A 17,410-nucleotide genomic window follows, 5' to 3' on the forward strand; every position below is an offset into this window, starting at 1 on the left:
TTGCAACAGCAAAGTGAGAAGTACTGAATACCTTGCATTCCGAAAGGAAAGAACGATGTATCGTCGTTCATGACACAAGACTTCACACGCATCACTAAATACAATCTTTACTGTGAGGGGGGCTACTATAATACCTTTTACAGTAAAAGCTCCGGGAGCTTAAAAGGTATTATAGTAGCCCCCCTCTTGGAGTTGATTGATTTAGTCTGGAGTACCATCGAAGGTTTTCTCACTTTGCCAAATTAACCCTGCTATGACTGAACGTCTTACCCGCCAGGAAATCTACGACCGCATACGTGCGACCTCCAGAGATGAGTTTATCCTTTCAGAAATGAAAAAATTAGGATTCTGGCCTTCTGATGAAGAAAAGCCCAGCGTATCCGAACAGTTAATCAAACATGAAGGCGAACTCAGCCGTGAATTGCAGGAGCTTTCTCAGAAACAAAGAAAATTTGACAATCAACAGGCTATGCTTGCTGAAATGCGGAAGGCAAGAATGGCGGCTGCCAAGAAAAAGCGTGTAGAAACCAAAGAAAAAAACGAGCAGAAGCGGAAAGACAAAGCCGAGCAATGGAAACAGCAGAAGCAAAATGAGATTGTTTACCTGGGCGAAGATGTTTCACACGAATTAAACAACACCGAAGCAGATACCGCTAAACTGGCTCAATTCGGGCTACCTCATTTTGCAGATGCTTTAGCTTTGGCAACTGCCATGAATATCAGTTTAGGGAAACTCCGTTTTTTAGCCTACAACCGCAAAGTTTCTACTACTACCCATTACAAAAGATTTTATCTGGCAAAAAAAACGGGTGGCAAACGGTTGATTTCGGCACCTATGCCTAAGCTGAAAGAAGCTCAGTACTGGATATTGGATAACATTCTGTATAAACTCAAAAATACCGACTCGGCGCATGGGTTTGTGCCTCAGCGTTCAATCCTTACCAATGCCAGCAATCATATCGGGCAGGATGTAGTCATTAATATTGACCTGAAAGACTTTTTTCCATCAATAGATTACAAACGCATTAAAGGTCTTTTTGCTGCGTTAGGCTATTCAAAACAGATTGCCTCTATTCTAGCGCTTGTCTGTGCAGAGCCAGACGTGGACATGATTGACATAGACAAGAAAACCTATTATGTAGCCCATACCGAGCGAAAACTCCCACAGGGAGCACCCACAAGTCCGGCCATCACTAATCTTATCTGCTACAAATTAGACCATCGCTTTGAGGGTATTGCCCGTAAATTCAATTTCAACTATTCCCGCTATGCCGATGATATTACGTTTTCAGCCAAAGGAGACGGTAAAAAACTGGTAGGTCAGGTATTATGGGCTATCCGTCAGATTATTGAAAGCGAGGGTTTCCAGATTCACCCTGATAAACTGGCTGTGATGCGCAAAGGCAGACAGCAGGAAGTAACAGGTATAGTAGTAAATGATAAACCTGGTATAGACCGCAAAGAATTACGCAGATTCAGAGCATTACTACATCAGATTGAACTTAATGGTACAGAGGGAAAATCGTGGAGAAACGGGGTTGATTTAGAAAACTCCATGCGAGGTTATGCCAGCTTTGTAGGCATGGTAAAACCCGAACAAGGCATTCAATTCAAGGCGCAATTAGATCAGATTTTTGGAGTGAGGGCTAAAGTGAAACCAGTTCCTGCCCCTGAAATTAAGATAGTTCCTCCAACTATTCAGGATACCCCACCTAAGCCTGACAATGATGAAAAACCCTGGTGGGAAATCATTTAAGAGTATATTTTTGAAAAATCGTGTTTTTTTAGAGATATTTGTTAAAGAGTATATTTGAAGATACTCTATGATTATCTCTAATTAACGCTATTGTGTGAAAAACAACTACCTTAAAACACTCGTGCTGCTATTAATCAGCATCAATCTGTATGCACAGGATAAGACCGCCTTTGGTCTTTCGGCTATTTATAATTTCCCTTTGCAGACAGTCGGTGCAGGTTTCAGAATACAGATGCCTGTTGCCAACAGATTCGCTCTGGTTCCTCAAATCAAGTATATGCCCTCATTCAACAACATTCATGAGGCTTACGGCGGCATTAACCTGCATTACTTTATTCTGAACAATACTTTTTCTTTAGGACATAAAAAAGTGGTTAATCCTAAGCGCCCGGTGCTTTATCTGGCCGCAGGAGTAGAATATAACCGATGGATAAATTATGAAAGAACGGTGAATACAAAAGCCAACCGGAATAATGTATTACCCGAAGCAGGATTGGGTTTATCTGCCGGAGGTAACTTTATCCGCCTGTTTGCCGAAGCAAAGTATAATATACTCTGGAACGAAAGTTATGGGGAAGTAGGCGTATTGTTTTTCCCTTTTAACGACCGGTTATCACGCAAAAACGTTTGTCCTAAACCGTAACACCACTCTGTCATGAAAAAAATTACGATTGCTATATTATCCGTTATTCTGTTCGCTGCCTCCTGTTCTAAAGACAGGTCTATCCTGCTTGGCGACGGAAATCCTGAACCAGACCCTGTTGAGCAAAAAGATGGCTTTGTAGCACCCGACCCTACTACTTTTGATAAATTAGGTACACAACCCGAAAAGAAAACGATTAAAAGTGATAACGATTTGCCTTTTATCGGCAAACAGGGCACAAGAGTCTGGCTTTATACCAGAGACCTGAAATTACCTAACGGGGGTGCAGTTACTTATCCTTTTGAGATTGAGGTATTAGAGTTGTTCACGCCTAAAGATATGATTCTGCATCAGATGCCAACAGTGTCTAATGGCCGATTACTCACTACCGCCGGAGAGCTTCTGATTAAAGCCTATAAAGACGGCCAGGAATTATCTATTGCCAATAGAGTGAATAGTACCCAGATAAATGTACCTGCCAAAGGCGGCAGAGTGGATGGTTTCATGGGTCTTTTCTATGGGGAAGAATTGAAAAACGGAGTGGTAGACTGGGTTCCGGCTGATACTTCAAGAGATGGCCAGGGTGGTGTTATTTTTGGCGAACAAGATAAATATACTATTTTTCCAAGCCGCATTGGCTGGATAAACTGTGATAAGTTCTACGATTTTACAGAGGCTAAAACCACTATTTCATTTACATCTGAAACGCCATCCATCGATAAAATATTGGTATTTCTTTATTTCCCTGATTTAAAATCAGTGATGCAGGTATATAAAAGTGTTTCCGGACAGGTTCCGGTTGGCAGAAATGTAAAAATTGTAGCCTATGCCGTAACCGAAGATGAAAAATACCATTCGTTTCTACAGGAAGTGGTTGTAGCCGATAAGCATAAAGTCGAATTAAAACTCACACCTACTACCAAAGAGGCTCTGATGAAATACCTTGACGGTTTGTAATGCTTTTAAAGCCCAAAAAAGTAAGTTTGCTATCTATTAAAGTGTGACTAAAAGATGAAGGTTTTCTTCACTATCAGCCTATTGCTTGTTTGTGCCTGTCATGCAATGGCGCAAAAAAAATGCAGTTGTAAAGACTACATAGAAAAGGTATATGACTGTAACCCTATTAAGCTTAAAACGGGTAGTAAACTCTATTGGAATTACACTTGTGATTCAGTATGGTTTACCTTTGAGAACAAGTATAAAAAGAAGCGAATAATTTATAGTTCTACGCTAATAGACCCCAGAATAGGCTACACCCTTGAAGTTGAGTATGAACGTCTATTTCTGATTCGCCACGAAATTATTTCGGGTTGTTGCACCCCGCCTATATTTTTCGCCCATGATAGCCGAACAGGGAAATTGTTGAAAGACTATGGCAAGATTTTATATTTTTCTGAAAAAGCCAATGACCCGCTTATAGTGAAGTTTAAAGACTCTGATTATGAAAAAATGTATAGTGGCAAACCTTTAGATTTATCCATTCAGGTAATAAATCCTGTTACAGGTAAGACCGTTACCATTCCATCAAACCAGAAACAATTAAATGCAATAGGGGTTGCTATTAAAGCCTTGTCGCCTGAGCAAATTATCAGCCAGGTAATTGTAAATGCCAAAACCATTACAATTATTTATCCACTGAGTGAGAAGAAAGACGCAAAAACTCAGAAAATAATTATTAATCGTGGGAAATATGCGATTTAATGTGATTAGCGCATCTCGTTTATTATGATTGAAGAAGTAAAGTTCGTTTTGGCTAAAGCCAAATATGAAGATATAATTTAATATTCCACCAGCTAAAGCTGGCGGCTATTGAATCAGCAGGCTTTTTTCATTCAATAGCCCCCATTTTTAAATGGGGTAACAGTAAATTAATCATTATTTGGCTTTAGCCAAAACCATGCACAATTTCTAAAGAACTTAAAACATAATTAAGGCTAAACAATCATCCCACAAACCAAGGTTAAAACCCAAACAAACACGTGCCTGAAAAAATTTTGAAAAATATTTCAAAAAACACTTGACTCTTACCTTACGTCATAGCCTATGTTTGCATGGTCAATCAATAAAGACAGTAAATGATGAGTTATTCTGTGCAAAAAATGGCAAAAATAGCAGGGGTAAGCATACGCACCTTGCATCTTTATGACCAGATAGGATTACTGAAACCATCTATCCGTACCGAGGCCAGGTATAGAATGTATGGCGAAAAGGAGTTATTAAGATTACAGCAGATTCTGTTCTATAAGGAACTGGATTTTCCGCTCAAAGAAATACAGGGTATTCTTGATAACCCCGCTTTTGATTTAGTTGAAGCGCTGCTAAGTCATAAAGTATCCTTACAGGCACGTAAAGACAGAATAAGCACGCTGTTGGAAACGATTGACAAAACAGTTAATCATTTAAAAACAGGAACGATTATGTTAAAACCAGAAGAATTATATGCAGGCATGGCTAAAGAAACAGCCGAAGCCTACAGAGCAGAAGCCTCTGAAAAATATGGAAAGGAAGTGGTAGAACGCTCAGAAAAAGCATTGGGTAGTATGAGCAAAGAACAGTTTGAAGTTCTAAAAAGCGATTTAAAAGAAAACGCAAGCGCTTTAGCAGCACTGAAAAACGAAGACCCTGCCAATGAGTCTGTCCAGAAACTGATTGCCCGTCATTACGAAATCATCCGAATTTTCTGGGGCACATTTGGTTCGGCAGATAAACAGGCAGACGCCTATAAAGGGCTTGGACAGTTGTATGTAAATGACGAGCGATTTACCATGGTTGATGGCACACCGCAACCAGAATACGCTTTGTTTTTAAGTAAAGCAATGGCTCATTTTGCCGATACACAATTGAAATAGTGGTTTTTTATGAGAGAATACTCAAGGTGAGTATTCTCTCATTTCAAATACTAATCTCTAATTTTAAGCCAAATTTCACACATTGTCTTTAAGCAAATTTCTACTTTCTGTGTGTCGTAAATAGCCCTAAAAAACTTGTCGCAAATAACCCTTTTATTGGCGTATTTACCCTCTCTATATACGGTTTCTTTGCCGTAAATTTGTATTGTAATCAACCAGCAGATTTAAATAAGATGATTACTCAATCCATTAAACAACACATAAACAATCAACACAATGGCAGCTAAAATTTTTGTAAACCTACCGGTAAAAGACCTACAAAAGTCAATTGATTTTTTCACAAAATTAGGGTACACGTTCAATCCGCAATTTACTGATGAGAACGCAACCTGCATGATTATTGAAGAAGGGAGCATTTACGCCATGCTTCTGACCCATGCACATTTTAAAACATTTATTGATAAAGGCATCTCCGACGCCACCGAATCGACTGAGGTAATTCTTTCGCTCGAAATGCCAAGCAAAGAGAAAGTTGATGAGATAGTAAAAAATGCAGTAGAGGCAGGTGCTACCAAATACAGAGACCTGACAGATATGGGTTGGATGTATCAGGATAGCTACGCCGACTTAGATGGCCACAAATGGGAAGTCTTCTGGATGGATCCTAATGGTTTTCCGCAAGAATAGTAAAAAAAACGTGAATCAGCGAATGGTAAACTGACTGACGCCACAGGTATCAGTAAGGGAATCTATTGCCTTAAAGCACCGGAAATCCGCTGATTCACAATCATTTATTCACTTAATTTATCAAAACACATACCTTTTAATTTTTAAATTACTACAATCATGAAAAAGAACAAAATCATTTTTTGGGTAGCAACAACCATCATTTTTCTTTGGGAAGGTTTAATGCCCGCCTTGTTTTCGCAATCAGAATTAGGCAAAGAAGGTGTCAGACACTTGCAATATCCCGACTACTTTGCTGTTATGCTAACCATTTATAAAGTATTAGGCTCTGTTGCCATTATTTTACCGATAGTTCCGGCCCGTATCAAAGAATGGGCGTATGCCGGGTTGAGTTTTTCGCTGATTTCAGCTTTTATCAGCCACTGGGCTATTGATGGGTTCAATGAACAAACGGTATTCCCGCTTTTCATCTTGGCTATTTTAATGGTGTCTTATGTCTATTTCCACAAACTTCAAGAATCGGTAACACATGGAAGAGTATCAATTGCTTAACGACATTTCAGCGATGTATATAACCGCCAGTTCGTTTCCTGAGGGTGTGCTGGCGGCACATCAGAAACTGCACAGCCTTGTACCTATGAATGATAACCCGGAAAGAAAATACTTTGGTATCTCTTTTCCGATTGACGGTACAATTGTTTATAAAGCAGGTGCAGAAGAACTGACTGCAGGCGAGGCAGAGAAATTAGGCCTGGAGAAGTATCTTATCAGAAAAGGGACTTATACAAGCGTGGATATTCATGATTATATGAAAGATACATCAGCTATTGGAGATACCTTTAATGAGCTTTTAGAAAATCCACGTATAGACCCTAACGGTGCCTGTATTGAATGGTATATCAGCAACGATACCGTAAAATGTATGGTAAGATTGGCTGATTGATTTTAGCCATAATTTTATTCCACACACCCATACAAATTTATGAAACAAGAAAGGCGAACGTGATGTTCGCCTCTTCGTTTATACTAAGCTATTTTATACTAAACTTTTCCCTTTTTCAATGGCCTTATCCAGACCGCTTAAATCGCTTCCTCCGGCAGTAGCAAAGTAAGGTTGCCCACCGCCGCCGCCTTTCATTTCTTTGGCTAATTCTTTAACAATATTGCCTGCATGCAGGTTTTTGTCTTTCATAACCGCTTCATCAATAATTACGGCAATTTGTGGCTTCCCTCCTATTTCTGCACCTAATACTCCATAGAAACTGTTTACCTGATTTCTCAATTCAAAAGCTAATTGTTTCAAAGCATCAGCCGATGGTATCGTTACTCTCGCAGTCAATACATTGATGCCATTAATCGCTTCTACTTTTTCAAGCAATTGTTTTTTCAAATCCTGCAATTTCTCATTCTCTAAAACTTCTACTTTCTTCTGCAAAGATGCTTTTTCAGCAAGCAGGTTTTCGATAGCTTTTATTAAATCAGATGGATTTTTAAGCAGCGTAGCTATTTCATCTTTTACTCTTAAATCTTCCTTGATTTTCTCAATTGCTTTTTCGCCCGTCAATGCCTCTACTCTACGCACCCCTGCGGCTACCGAACCCTCTGAAACAAATTTGAAGATACCAATCTGGCCCGTTGATGGCACGTGTGTACCCCCACACAATTCAACCGAGAATTGTGGGTCAAAAATTACGACACGTACAAAATCGCCATATTTTTCGCCAAATGTAGCCGTAGCACCCAAAGCAATGGCCTCGTTAATGGGCATATTTACTTTAGTTTCTAAGGCAATATTCTGACGGATTTTTTCATTCACTATGTCTTCAATTTTTGCCAGTTCTTCGTCTGTTACTTTAGCAAAATGCGAGAAGTCAAAACGGGTTACGTTATCATCCTGATAAGAGCCTTTCTGTACAATATGGCTACCCAATACCTGACGCATAGCCGCCAGCATTAAGTGAGTGGCCGTATGGTTTGCCATAATTTTCCGATGGCGAGCTTCATCAACATGCGCCACTACCACATCGGCAGTATTCAGAATCTCCTCTAAATCTTTATCTCTTGAAATATGAATGAATAAATCGTTTTCTTTCTTGGTATCGGCAATGTTAATGGCATGGTTACCAATTACAATGGTTCCGGTATCACCTACCTGTCCACCCATTTCTGCATAGAAAGGGGTTTTGTCTAACACGATATGATACTCCTGTCCTGCTTTAGTTTTTACCTTGCGGTATTTTACAATCTGTGCTTCAGTTGATAGTTGGTCGTAACCTACAAACTCAAAATCCTCTCCCTCATTCAAATCAACCCAGTCGGTAGCTTCTTTGGCAGAATCCTTCTTCGACAGGTCTTTTTGCACCTGCAAGGCTTTAGTATAACCATCATTATCAACGCTAAAGCCTTTTTCTTTAGCAATCAGTGCCGTTAAATCTAACGGGAAACCGTAGGTATCACTCAGTTCAAATGCCTGGTCTCCTGCTATCACTTGGTCGCTTGCGCTGCTCATAATCATGTCCAGGCGTTTTAAACCTGTTTCAAGCGTACGTAAGAATGTTTTTTCTTCTTCCTCTATCACTTTACTCACAAAATCCTGCTGAGATTTCAACTCAGGGAAAACATCAGCAAACTGGTCGGCTAATACTGGCACCAGTTTATTCATAAATGGCTCTTTAAACCCTAAGTATGAATAGCCGTAACGTACTGCACGACGTAAAATACGACGGATAACATATCCGGCTTTATTGTTGGAAGGTAATTGACCGTCGGCAATGGTAAAAGCCACAGCACGGATATGGTCGGCAATCACACGCATGGCAACATCTACATAACTATCTGACGACAATGTGCCGTTTTCGCCGTATTTCTTGCCCGACATTTCTTCTAATACCTGAATAGTATTCTGGAAAATATCAGTATCGTAGTTTGACTGTTTGCCCTGAATAGCCATACATAGGCGTTCAAAGCCCATCCCAGTATCTACGTGTTTGGCAGGCAATAAAACCAACGATTTATCGGCTTTACGCTCAAACTGCATAAATACGTTATTCCAGATTTCGATTACCTGCGGATGGTCATTGTTCACCAATTCTTTTCCGCTTTTGGCGGCTACTTCCTCCTCACTGCGTAAATCTATATGAATTTCTGAGCAAGGGCCACATGGACCTGTATCGCCCATTTCCCAGAAATTGTCTTTTTTATTTCCTAAAATAATGCGGTTTTCATCACCTATCAATTCTTTCCAGATATCATAAGCCTCCTGATCGAAAGGGACGTTGTCCTCTTTGCTCCCTTCAAAAACCGATACATAGATTCTGTCTTTAGGCAATTTATAAACTTCTGTCAATAACTCCCACGACCATGTCAAGGCTTCTTTCTTGAAATAATCACCAAACGACCAGTTACCCAACATCTCAAACATGGTGTGGTGGTAGGTGTCAAACCCTACATCTTCCAAGTCGTTGTGTTTACCGCTTACACGAAGGCATTTCTGAGTATCCGCAATACGCTTGGCGGGTGGTGTACCATTGCCTAAGAAAAAATCCTTAAACTGTGCCATACCCGAGTTGTTGAACATCAGGGTTGGGTCATTTTTTGCCACCAATGGAGCCGAAGGGACAATCAGGTGCCCTTTACTACGGAAAAAATCTAAAAAAGCCTTACGAATTTCGTGCGAAGTCATATCTGTGATAAATTAGTGAATTAGCGAATGAGTGAATTAGTGATTAGATGGCTAAAGCCATATAGTAAAAATTCATTCATTCAACTTAAGAGTCTATGAGATTTGCCCATAAACTCCTTTTTTCGATAAATATTTTGCTTTATTTATTGAGGGTGCAAATTTAGTCTAAATTACAGACTATTTGAAGCGTTCTTTTAATAAAAACAGCACAGGAGTTTCAATTATTAATACTTACAGACAGAAGCCTAAACATTTGTATCAAAGACACGACCGAAATAGTCGCTTATTTCTTTTATCAGCATGTCCTTTTGTCGCTTTTTAATGCCTGCCAGTTCTTTGGCTAATTGTTTCTTAAAATCCAGTTGCATTTGCCGGGCTATCTGTATGCGTTGGGCTTGCGGACTACCTGCGCCGTGCATACTTTCGGTCAGGTATCCAACAGCATTTCTGCCTAATGTCATGTTTTCAATCAGTCGTAGAATTCTCATCCGGTGTTCTGTCGGCACATCTGCTCTGCCTTTCAGGTATTTCTCTAACAAATGCCCTACTGTTTCGCTTCTGAAATCCTGTTCAGATGGCAGCGTAACCATCAATCCACCTGCTAAATCCTGCGCCAGACGACTGATTTCATAAGGTAGTCTGGTTACATGGTGCTTGCACACATTGGCCAGCATATCATCGGCCAGATAAGTCCCTGATAGCGTAGGTTTTGACTGATAAGAGGCCGCTATACCTGTGGCATAAATAGTCTCGTTCAGATGCGTCATTTCCACTAATTTATCTTTAATATGGCTGGCCTTGTCTGCCCCGTTAAATTCGGCGATGGTAGCTGCTGCGCCAATCAGCACATCGCCTACTCCACTTTTGCAGACATAGCTCCGGCGATGGTAACAGGTAAAACGCTCTACCAGCATAGAGGCAAATTCATATTCGCCGTCCATAAAAATCAGTTCGTTGGGTATAAACACCTCTTCAAAAATCACCATTGCCTCTTGTCCGCCATAGTGTGCATTGCCAGAATCAATATCTCCGGTCTCCATACTACGTGTATCGCACGACTGCCTGCCATAAATATAGGTAATACCCTTAGCATCTACCGGAATTGCGCCTACAATAGCATAGTTCCGGTCATTATCTGTCAGGCGCATGGTTGGCATTACTAAAAGCCAATGAGAATTGAGACAGCCTGTCTGATGTGCTTTAGCTCCCGTGATATATACTCCTTCACTGGTTCGCCTCGTAATATGTACAAACAAATCAGGGTCTGCCTGTTGGTGTGGTGCAAGGCTTCTGTCTCCTTTTACATCAGTCATAGCTCCACCAATCACAAAATTATGGTTCTGGGTATAAGCAATAAACTTTCTGAAGCGTGTATGATAGTTGGTATGATAACAGGCATCTATTTCAAAAGTAGTCGAATATAAGGCATTGAAGGCGTCCATACCCACACAACGCTGAAAACAAGTACCTGTCAGTTGTCCTAAACGGCGTTGCATTTTGTTTTGTAAAACTACATCTTCACGTTTCTGGGCTATGTGCAGAAAACGATTGACCCGCTTGCCTGTAAACGGAGAAATAGCCGTAGCCAATTCAGGCTCCTGTAATGCCAACTGAAAAGTTTCGGCAACCGCATTGATAGAAGGGCGAATCATAGGATGTTCTACAATATCGGCTACCAACTCTCCAAAAAGATAGACTTTCAAAGCACGACCCCGAAGACTTTCGATATACGCTTCGGCTGTACTGATGCCTTCTGTTACTTCGTCAATGGTTTGCATAGCTATCAGGTTTTCAGTTAAATTTATTGGTTTGTAAGTGCGTAATAATGGCAGGCATCACCGTTTCTAACACAGGTTTAGGCAACTGGTGTCCCATGCCTTCTACCCAGAGCATTTTTGCATTTGGTATTTTAGGTGCATAAATGGTAGCATGTATAGGCGGAATAAGCGGGTCTTCAGTGCCATGAATCACCAGAGTGGGAGCTTTGATTTTTGGTAGCTCATGCAAGCGTGAACCAGACGCAGCAATGCCGCAGAATTGCTGAAATCTGGCTCTCGGGTTCTGCCCTTTTCTTTGTTCTATTCCTTCAATAAAAATAGTTCGTAAATGCTGATGGTTAAACGGGAATGTCTTGCCGTTGAGTCGGCGATAGGTTTTCACATAACCTTCAACCGTAATGGCCGGAAATGCCAGTTTACTTTTAATTGTAAAATTCCGCAGAAAAAACGGAATCAATCGCACAAATGGTTTTCCTCTGAAAAAAGGTACTGCAGCAGGGTCTAATATAAAACCTGACGACATAATAGAAACCAGACATAATACCCTTTCAGCATGAGAAATGGCGATACGCTGGGCTATCATGCCCCCCATGGATACCCCAATGATATGCGCCTTGCTGACAGACAGGTAATCTAATAATCCGATACTGTCTTTTGCCATATCTTCGAGCGTATAGGGCCGCTTCCGGTGCCAGGTATCGTTTAACCAGGTTGAAAGCCCAATATCCCGGTTATCAAAACGAATCACATAATACCCAGCTTCTACTAATGGTTCAATAAAATCGTTGGTAAACATGATGCTTTGCGCATCAAGCCCCATAATGAGCAGAATGGCCGGATTTTCCTGCTGTCCGAAAGTTTCAAAATAAATTTCAATAGTATTGCAGGGGGCTTTACCTGCTAAAGTCGGTTTCATGACATTTTTATAACAGCGAACGAGTAAATACAATCAATGTGCAATAATAAAAAGACATTCTTACCACGGAGTTGCACCGAGTTTTGCACGGAGATTCACGGAGGTTTCAACTCAGCGTAACTCTGTGCAAAACTTCGTGTTACTTCGTGGTTAAATAAAATAATTTACTCTACTTATTCTTCTCAAAATTCTTTAAAAACTCTGCCCTGTCGGTGATTTCGGTCAGGAACTCCTGTTCAATAGCTAAACCTTCTTCTAAAGTTTTAGAAAACCCTTCGTTATAAAGGTGCTTCATGGCAGCTATGGTCTGGGCTGAATTCTGTAAAATCTCATGGGCTAACTCAAAAGCGGTTTCTTCTAATTTTTCCAAAGGTACAGCCCTGTTTACTAATCCTATGCTCTCTGCCTCTTTGCCTGTAATGGGTTTAGCCGTAAACGAAAGTTCTTTGGCTTTCAATAAACCCACCAATTTTGGTAAACGTTGGGTCATTCCCCATTTGGGTAATATGCCCCATTTGGTATGTGTATCTCCGATTTTAGCATTTTCTGCGGCCACAATCAAGTCAAAAAATAGCATCAGTTCGGTTGCCCCTGTATAGCAATACCCATGCACCAATACAATACCCGGTTGGGGCATGGTACGTAAGATGTGTGCAATGTCGTTGCCATCTTGCAATATATCTGATGCCTTGAACTGCCCGCCCTGAATACCTTCATTCAATGCCTTTAAATCAACTCCTGCCGAAAAAGCCCTGCCTGCCCCTTTTACCACTACTACTTTTATATCGGCACGTTTTGCTATAGCGGTTAAAGCATGCTTTAATTCTACTATCATCAGCGGCGTAAGGGCATTGAGCGAAGCAGGTCTGTTTAAGGTAATGATACTTATTGCTTCTTTCTCTTCTACAATTATATCGTGGTACTCCATAGTATCGTATCTGATTTGTTAAACAAATGTAGTTAATTCTCTTATGCCTGCATACTGACTTTAGAGAAAATTAATCTTCCAAAATTACCGTTAAAAAATTTTCTTCCAGCAAATAAAATATACAACTAAAAACTTAGTTATATTTGTAAATAAAAAAACTAAATCTATGAAAAACCTATTCTGCCTCCTCTTATTTGTTTCTTTTTACTCGCTTGGGCAACAAAAAGTGTATCAGGCTAAAGATTTTGAAAGAGACATATTTCCACCAAAAATTATACAGGAGGGTAAAGCCACTATCCGTCAATCGACAACCCCCTATAAGCGTCTGAATATTACTACTGCCGATGATAAAAATAGAACGGTCATTTTAGATGTAGAAGTAAAAAAAATCTATACTGACCTTTACCGTTTCGCCAGCAAACGCAATGTAAAGTTTTATCAGTTTAACGAAGCGAAATCTTTTCCTGTTGAATTAATGGTTCAACCCAATGGCACAATTGATTATTTTGTGTATGGGTTTCAGGGTTCTGTTGTGATTAATAATAATAGACCGAGTATGTTTAATGACTCTCTCAATCCTGAAAACAGACAAAAATTCCATGCAGTCGTAGAAGAGTTCTGCAAAACTTATCGGTTACCTGATAATCTGAGTAAAGAGCCGTTTAGTATGTCTTTCTTAATAACTCTGGGCAGTCAGCCTAAAAAGCCAAGCAAAATGTATATTTACAACATGGAAATGGCACAAGCCTGTGATAAACCGGATACTGTCAAGACCTTGATGCTGAATAATCTGGCTCTTGAGTCGTTTCCGATGGTGGTATTCAGGTTTAAGAATCTCGAAAAATTAGATTTATCGGATAACTATATCGAAAAAATACCAAAGTCTGTATCTAAAATAAAGAATCTGAAATTTCTGAGTATCAGCAACAATCCCATTTATGATAACAAGCTGAAATTTAAGAAAAATACCCACATAAAAGACCTTAATTTACAATATACAGGTATCTCCTACCTACCAAGAAGCCTCGCTAAAAATCGGAACTTAGAAGTATTATTTTTAGGTAATAACCGCTATAAAGGTTTCAGAAAACGTGATTTCAGAAAGATGGCTCATCTGAAAGCCCTGAACTTATACAATGCCAATCTTTCAGCAGTACCTATTAATATAACCAAACTGCCTGCTTTAGAAGAGTTAGACCTCTACTATAATAATCTGAAACAATTACCCAACGAAATATGTAATATGCCCAAGCTGAAAACCCTGGCAGTATCTAATAACGAACTCTGGAATCTTCCGGCACACATAGCCAAAATCAGGACTTTAGAAACCCTTTATGCGCACCACAACCGACTGAATGATTTGCCTACGCTGCCTGATTTGAAGCTGCTGCATATCAGTTATAATATGTTTAAAAGAGTTCCTGAAGAAATCTATCAGTTAGAAAATCTCATTGAAATTGACATGAGCAAAAACCAGATTATGGAAGTACCTGTTCAGTTAAGAAAGTTTGAAAAATTACAAAGAGTCTTTTTTGTAGAGAATGATTTTAACAGAATTGCTGAGAAGAAAGAAGAATTAGCTAAATTGGTAACTGATTTAGAGAAAAAAGATATTTTAGTACGCTGATGAAACTTTTCTATACTACCAACGAAGTGTCCGAGATTTTAGGTGTTACGGCATCAAAGATCCGGTTTTATGAAAAAAAATTCAAACTAAGGTTTGAGCGTAATGGGCGTGACCGAAAACTGACACAAAAAGACATTGACAAACTTCGGGAGATTATAGAGGTAAAAAGCAAAGGTACGCTTACGCTGAAAGGTACCGAACGTAAGATTAATAAAAAGACCGATCTCAATAAAAGTAAAAATGCTCTGAAAACGAGGTTACTCACAATCAGAGCGTTTTTACAGCAAACTTTGAATGAGCTTTAAATCCGTTGCCTTACCACTTCATATAATATTACTCCGGTGGCTACCGACACATTCAATGAGCCTATTTTCCCTACCATCGGAATTTTAGTAGCGTGGTCGGCCTGTTCGAGCAGGTTTTCAGAAATACCATCTTCCTCTGAACCCATCAGAATGGCTGTCGGAACGGTAAAATCTATACTATATAATTGTTCGGTAGCTTTTTCGGTACAGGCTACTATCTGAATACCCGATTGTTTCAATTCATCTAAAACCTGTGAAAGGCTATTTTCCCGGCATACAGGCAGGTAATTCAATGCACCTGAAGAAGTTTTCATGGCATCGGCATTGATTTGTGCAGCACCCCTTGATGCCACAATAATGGCATGTACACCCGAACATTCGGCAGTACGGGCAATCGCACCAAAATTACGCACATCAGTAATACGGTCTAATACTAATAGCAGAGGCACTTCTCCTTTCTCAAAAATATCGGCGATAACATTCGATGTTTTGGCGTAATTAACGGCAGATACAAAGGCGATTACCCCCTGATGATTTTTCATCGTGATGCGGTTCAGTTTTTCGAGGGGTACTCGCTGAACGGGCAAATCACGTTCTTTGGCCAGTTTTTCCACCTCTGCATGACCGAATTCACGCTGAATTAATATTTTTTCAATTTCTTTGGGGCCTTTCAGTGTTTCTAATACCGATTGTACACCAAAAACTATATCTGGTTTCGAAGATTTTTCAAAATTTGGTTTGGCAAAATACTTTTGCTTTTTCTTGAAATCAGAACGGGCTCCGTCTGTGCGGCTACCTGATTCTGAACTTACTCCATAACGTTTCCTGTTCTCCATGCTTCTACGAACGGATACCAATATGCCTGATATTCGGGATACCGAACCAGTTCATAATAGTTATCTGTAAACTGATTTGGTTTTTTATTAAATGTAAAGATAATTTCTGAGAAATTCTGGCTTTGTGCATACATCCACACCTCCCTGTCACGGCTGCGCTGCACTTTATTAGGTGGCCCCAGAATAATATAAACCATGCCTTTATCGGTCTTCCAGCCCTCTTTGAATGAAGTAAACAAACGGTTTGCTTCTTCAATTCTTCTATAATAGGTCTTGATAATTTTCTTCGCCAAAGTCTGGTTACCGCCTGTAACTGCTAAAAAATAGCGGTCGAGGGCTTGTTTGGCATCAGGGTTTTCGTTTACCGTACGTGTTTCCTGACTGGTACTCATATAAATAAGTGGTTTTACCAGTTTTTCAGGCATTGTAAACTTCGGAAAACGATTATCCACAATCAAGAATCCAAAGCCTGTGCTTGTGTTCAGGGTATCTTCAACGGCAAAATACAAACCTTCGTTCTGCAACTGGATTGGTGTGCCTGATTGTACTTTGACAATTTCCTCAACTTTCAGCGATTTAATGGCCGGTCTGAGCGTAGTTGCCATAGGCGACTGAGCAGGGTCAAAATCGTTGGTATAGCGTATCAGGAACAAATCACGAACGTGGTTATCAATACTCCGAATCTGAAAAGAATCTTTCTTATTGATATAATTTCTGAAAAGCGGACGGGTAAAATCGCCCGCATACAAGCCGAATCTATCGCTTAAACGGGTAGCCGAAAAATCAACTACTAAATCGTTGTTAGACTTTTTGTTGGTTGCCAGTTCAAATATTTCAGTCAGTAACAAAGCCTTGCTGACGTTCTTGGGTCTTTGTACATCAAATACAATCTCCAGTTTATCGTCTCTCAAAAAGAAATTCTGCTCTGTAAATTCAATCCGGTTAAAAGCCAGCCTGTCTCTCACGCCATAGTCCGACTGCAACAACCAACTCATGCGGAACGCATCTTTCATTTGTTGCATGGCCTTGTCTCTGCTCAGGTTCTCGACATCCAACTCCATAAAAATCTTTGCAGTAGAAGAATCTTTTACAATGTATCGACTCTTAATAGCCACTACCATAGGTTTGGCTACCACTTCCGGCGTATTTACAGCAGTTCGTATCTCACGTGGAGCTTTAGTGCTTGTTTTTTTATTGGTAGCACACCCGGTGAGGCCCAATATTAAAGCATATAAAAGGATTTTTCTCATTATACCCGATTCTTGTTCCAAATGTAGAAATTTTCTTTTTAATAAAACTATTTAATGAAGAAAAACAAAATCAGAACGAGGAAGAAAGATTTTTTATTGCGATTCGTGGCAAGTATTGTGTGAGAGTTGCAGGCTATTTAATAAATGCGAATG

General features: G+C 39.9%; 16 protein-coding genes. 10 read left to right on the plus strand and 6 right to left on the minus strand.

All coding sequences use genetic code 11. The features are described from left to right. Positions 1 to 253 precede the first annotated feature (253 nt). The 8 genes from EWM59_RS10415 to EWM59_RS10450 all read left to right on the plus strand — a co-directional run bounded on the left by EWM59_RS10415 (position 254) and on the right by EWM59_RS10450 (position 6,878). A complete protein-coding gene (locus tag EWM59_RS10415) occupies positions 254 to 1,756 on the plus strand; it encodes a reverse transcriptase family protein (protein ID WP_130020907.1) in 1,503 nt (500 codons plus the stop codon). A gap of 94 nt (positions 1,757 to 1,850) precedes the next feature. Then, complete coding sequence (locus EWM59_RS10420; protein WP_130020908.1) at positions 1,851 to 2,399, plus strand: hypothetical protein; 549 nt, start codon at positions 1,851 to 1,853, stop codon at positions 2,397 to 2,399. A 12-nt stretch (positions 2,400 to 2,411) separates the two neighbouring features. Then, positions 2,412 to 3,356: a hypothetical protein gene (locus EWM59_RS10425; protein ID WP_130020909.1), complete on the plus strand. Its 945-nt coding sequence runs from the start codon at positions 2,412 to 2,414 to the stop codon at positions 3,354 to 3,356. 54 nt (positions 3,357 to 3,410) lie between these two features. Further along, complete coding sequence (locus EWM59_RS10430; RefSeq protein ID WP_130020910.1) at positions 3,411 to 4,100, plus strand: hypothetical protein; 690 nt, start codon at positions 3,411 to 3,413, stop codon at positions 4,098 to 4,100. Between the two features lie 377 nt (positions 4,101 to 4,477). After that, positions 4,478 to 5,248: a MerR family transcriptional regulator gene (locus tag EWM59_RS10435; protein WP_310587847.1), complete on the plus strand. Its 771-nt coding sequence runs from the start codon at positions 4,478 to 4,480 to the stop codon at positions 5,246 to 5,248. A gap of 276 nt (positions 5,249 to 5,524) precedes the next feature. Beyond that, positions 5,525 to 5,935 (plus strand): VOC family protein, encoded by a 411-nt coding sequence (locus EWM59_RS10440; protein ID WP_130020912.1) that lies wholly within the window; start codon positions 5,525 to 5,527, stop codon positions 5,933 to 5,935. 159 nt (positions 5,936 to 6,094) lie between these two features. Then, positions 6,095 to 6,487 carry a DoxX family protein gene (locus tag EWM59_RS10445; protein ID WP_130020913.1) on the plus strand — a complete coding sequence of 131 codons (393 nt, stop codon included), beginning with the start codon at positions 6,095 to 6,097 and terminating at the stop codon, positions 6,485 to 6,487. Then, positions 6,465 to 6,878, plus strand: a complete 414-nt coding sequence (locus EWM59_RS10450; RefSeq protein WP_130020914.1) for a transcriptional regulator — start codon at positions 6,465 to 6,467, stop codon at positions 6,876 to 6,878. The genes EWM59_RS10445 and EWM59_RS10450 overlap by 23 nt, the downstream gene beginning before the upstream one ends. Before the next feature lie 93 nt (positions 6,879 to 6,971). Here EWM59_RS10450 and alaS read toward each other — a convergent pair whose 3' ends face one another. From alaS to EWM59_RS10470, 4 genes are all read right to left on the minus strand, one after another. After that, positions 6,972 to 9,617, minus strand: coding sequence for an alanine--tRNA ligase (gene alaS / locus EWM59_RS10455; protein WP_130020915.1), 2,646 nt, complete (start codon positions 9,615 to 9,617; stop codon positions 6,972 to 6,974). 245 nt (positions 9,618 to 9,862) lie between these two features. Further along, positions 9,863 to 11,395 carry a 4-hydroxyphenylacetate 3-hydroxylase family protein gene (locus EWM59_RS10460; protein ID WP_207219968.1) on the minus strand — a complete coding sequence of 511 codons (1,533 nt, stop codon included), beginning with the start codon at positions 11,393 to 11,395 and terminating at the stop codon, positions 9,863 to 9,865. A 13-nt stretch (positions 11,396 to 11,408) separates the two neighbouring features. Beyond that, on the minus strand, positions 11,409 to 12,311 hold the full coding sequence (locus EWM59_RS10465; RefSeq protein ID WP_130020916.1) for an alpha/beta fold hydrolase: 903 nt from the start codon (positions 12,309 to 12,311) through the stop codon (positions 11,409 to 11,411). 169 nt (positions 12,312 to 12,480) lie between these two features. Continuing rightward, positions 12,481 to 13,239: an enoyl-CoA hydratase/isomerase family protein gene (locus tag EWM59_RS10470; RefSeq protein ID WP_130020917.1), complete on the minus strand. Its 759-nt coding sequence runs from the start codon at positions 13,237 to 13,239 to the stop codon at positions 12,481 to 12,483. 166 nt (positions 13,240 to 13,405) lie between these two features. On the opposite strand from EWM59_RS10470, the gene EWM59_RS10475 reads away from it, so the two are divergent. After that, the gene (locus EWM59_RS10475; RefSeq protein ID WP_130020918.1) at positions 13,406 to 14,866 is read left to right on the plus strand and encodes a leucine-rich repeat domain-containing protein; all 1,461 of its coding nucleotides are present in this window, start codon (positions 13,406 to 13,408) and stop codon (positions 14,864 to 14,866) included. Further along, positions 14,866 to 15,171 (plus strand): helix-turn-helix domain-containing protein, encoded by a 306-nt coding sequence (locus EWM59_RS10480; RefSeq protein ID WP_130020919.1) that lies wholly within the window; start codon positions 14,866 to 14,868, stop codon positions 15,169 to 15,171. The genes EWM59_RS10475 and EWM59_RS10480 overlap by 1 nt, the downstream gene beginning before the upstream one ends. On the opposite strand, the gene rlmB is transcribed toward EWM59_RS10480, so the two are convergent. Both rlmB and EWM59_RS10490 read right to left on the minus strand, forming a co-directional pair. Continuing rightward, positions 15,168 to 16,007 (minus strand): 23S rRNA (guanosine(2251)-2'-O)-methyltransferase RlmB, encoded by an 840-nt coding sequence (gene rlmB / locus EWM59_RS10485; protein WP_130020920.1) that lies wholly within the window; start codon positions 16,005 to 16,007, stop codon positions 15,168 to 15,170. The genes EWM59_RS10480 and rlmB overlap by 4 nt on opposite strands. Further along, a complete protein-coding gene (locus EWM59_RS10490) occupies positions 15,980 to 17,257 on the minus strand; it encodes a GWxTD domain-containing protein (RefSeq protein ID WP_130020921.1) in 1,278 nt (425 codons plus the stop codon). The genes rlmB and EWM59_RS10490 overlap by 28 nt, the downstream gene beginning before the upstream one ends. Between the last annotated feature and the right edge of the window lie 153 nt (positions 17,258 to 17,410).

It is taken from the genome of Emticicia agri, from assembly GCF_004168285.1.
Classification (GTDB): Bacteria; Bacteroidota; Bacteroidia; order Cytophagales; family Spirosomataceae; genus Emticicia; species Emticicia agri.

Coding starts and splice junctions, on each gene's coding strand:
- EWM59_RS10490 (WP_130020921.1), bottom strand. CDS start 17,257: ATGAGAAAAATCCTTTTATATGCTTTAATATTGGGCCTCACCGGGTGT.
- rlmB (WP_130020920.1), bottom strand. CDS start 16,007: ATGGAGAACAGGAAACGTTATGGAGTAAGTTCAGAATCAGGTAGCCGC.
- EWM59_RS10480 (WP_130020919.1), top strand. CDS start 14,866: ATGAAACTTTTCTATACTACCAACGAAGTGTCCGAGATTTTAGGTGTT.
- EWM59_RS10435 (WP_310587847.1), top strand. CDS start 4,478: ATGAGTTATTCTGTGCAAAAAATGGCAAAAATAGCAGGGGTAAGCATA.
- EWM59_RS10460 (WP_207219968.1), bottom strand. CDS start 11,395: ATGCAAACCATTGACGAAGTAACAGAAGGCATCAGTACAGCCGAAGCG.
- EWM59_RS10430 (WP_130020910.1), top strand. CDS start 3,411: ATGAAGGTTTTCTTCACTATCAGCCTATTGCTTGTTTGTGCCTGTCAT.
- EWM59_RS10475 (WP_130020918.1), top strand. CDS start 13,406: ATGAAAAACCTATTCTGCCTCCTCTTATTTGTTTCTTTTTACTCGCTT.
- EWM59_RS10450 (WP_130020914.1), top strand. CDS start 6,465: ATGGAAGAGTATCAATTGCTTAACGACATTTCAGCGATGTATATAACC.
- EWM59_RS10440 (WP_130020912.1), top strand. CDS start 5,525: ATGGCAGCTAAAATTTTTGTAAACCTACCGGTAAAAGACCTACAAAAG.
- EWM59_RS10445 (WP_130020913.1), top strand. CDS start 6,095: ATGAAAAAGAACAAAATCATTTTTTGGGTAGCAACAACCATCATTTTT.
- EWM59_RS10415 (WP_130020907.1), top strand. CDS start 254: ATGACTGAACGTCTTACCCGCCAGGAAATCTACGACCGCATACGTGCG.
- alaS (WP_130020915.1), bottom strand. CDS start 9,617: ATGACTTCGCACGAAATTCGTAAGGCTTTTTTAGATTTTTTCCGTAGT.
- EWM59_RS10465 (WP_130020916.1), bottom strand. CDS start 12,311: ATGAAACCGACTTTAGCAGGTAAAGCCCCCTGCAATACTATTGAAATT.
- EWM59_RS10470 (WP_130020917.1), bottom strand. CDS start 13,239: ATGGAGTACCACGATATAATTGTAGAAGAGAAAGAAGCAATAAGTATC.
- EWM59_RS10425 (WP_130020909.1), top strand. CDS start 2,412: ATGAAAAAAATTACGATTGCTATATTATCCGTTATTCTGTTCGCTGCC.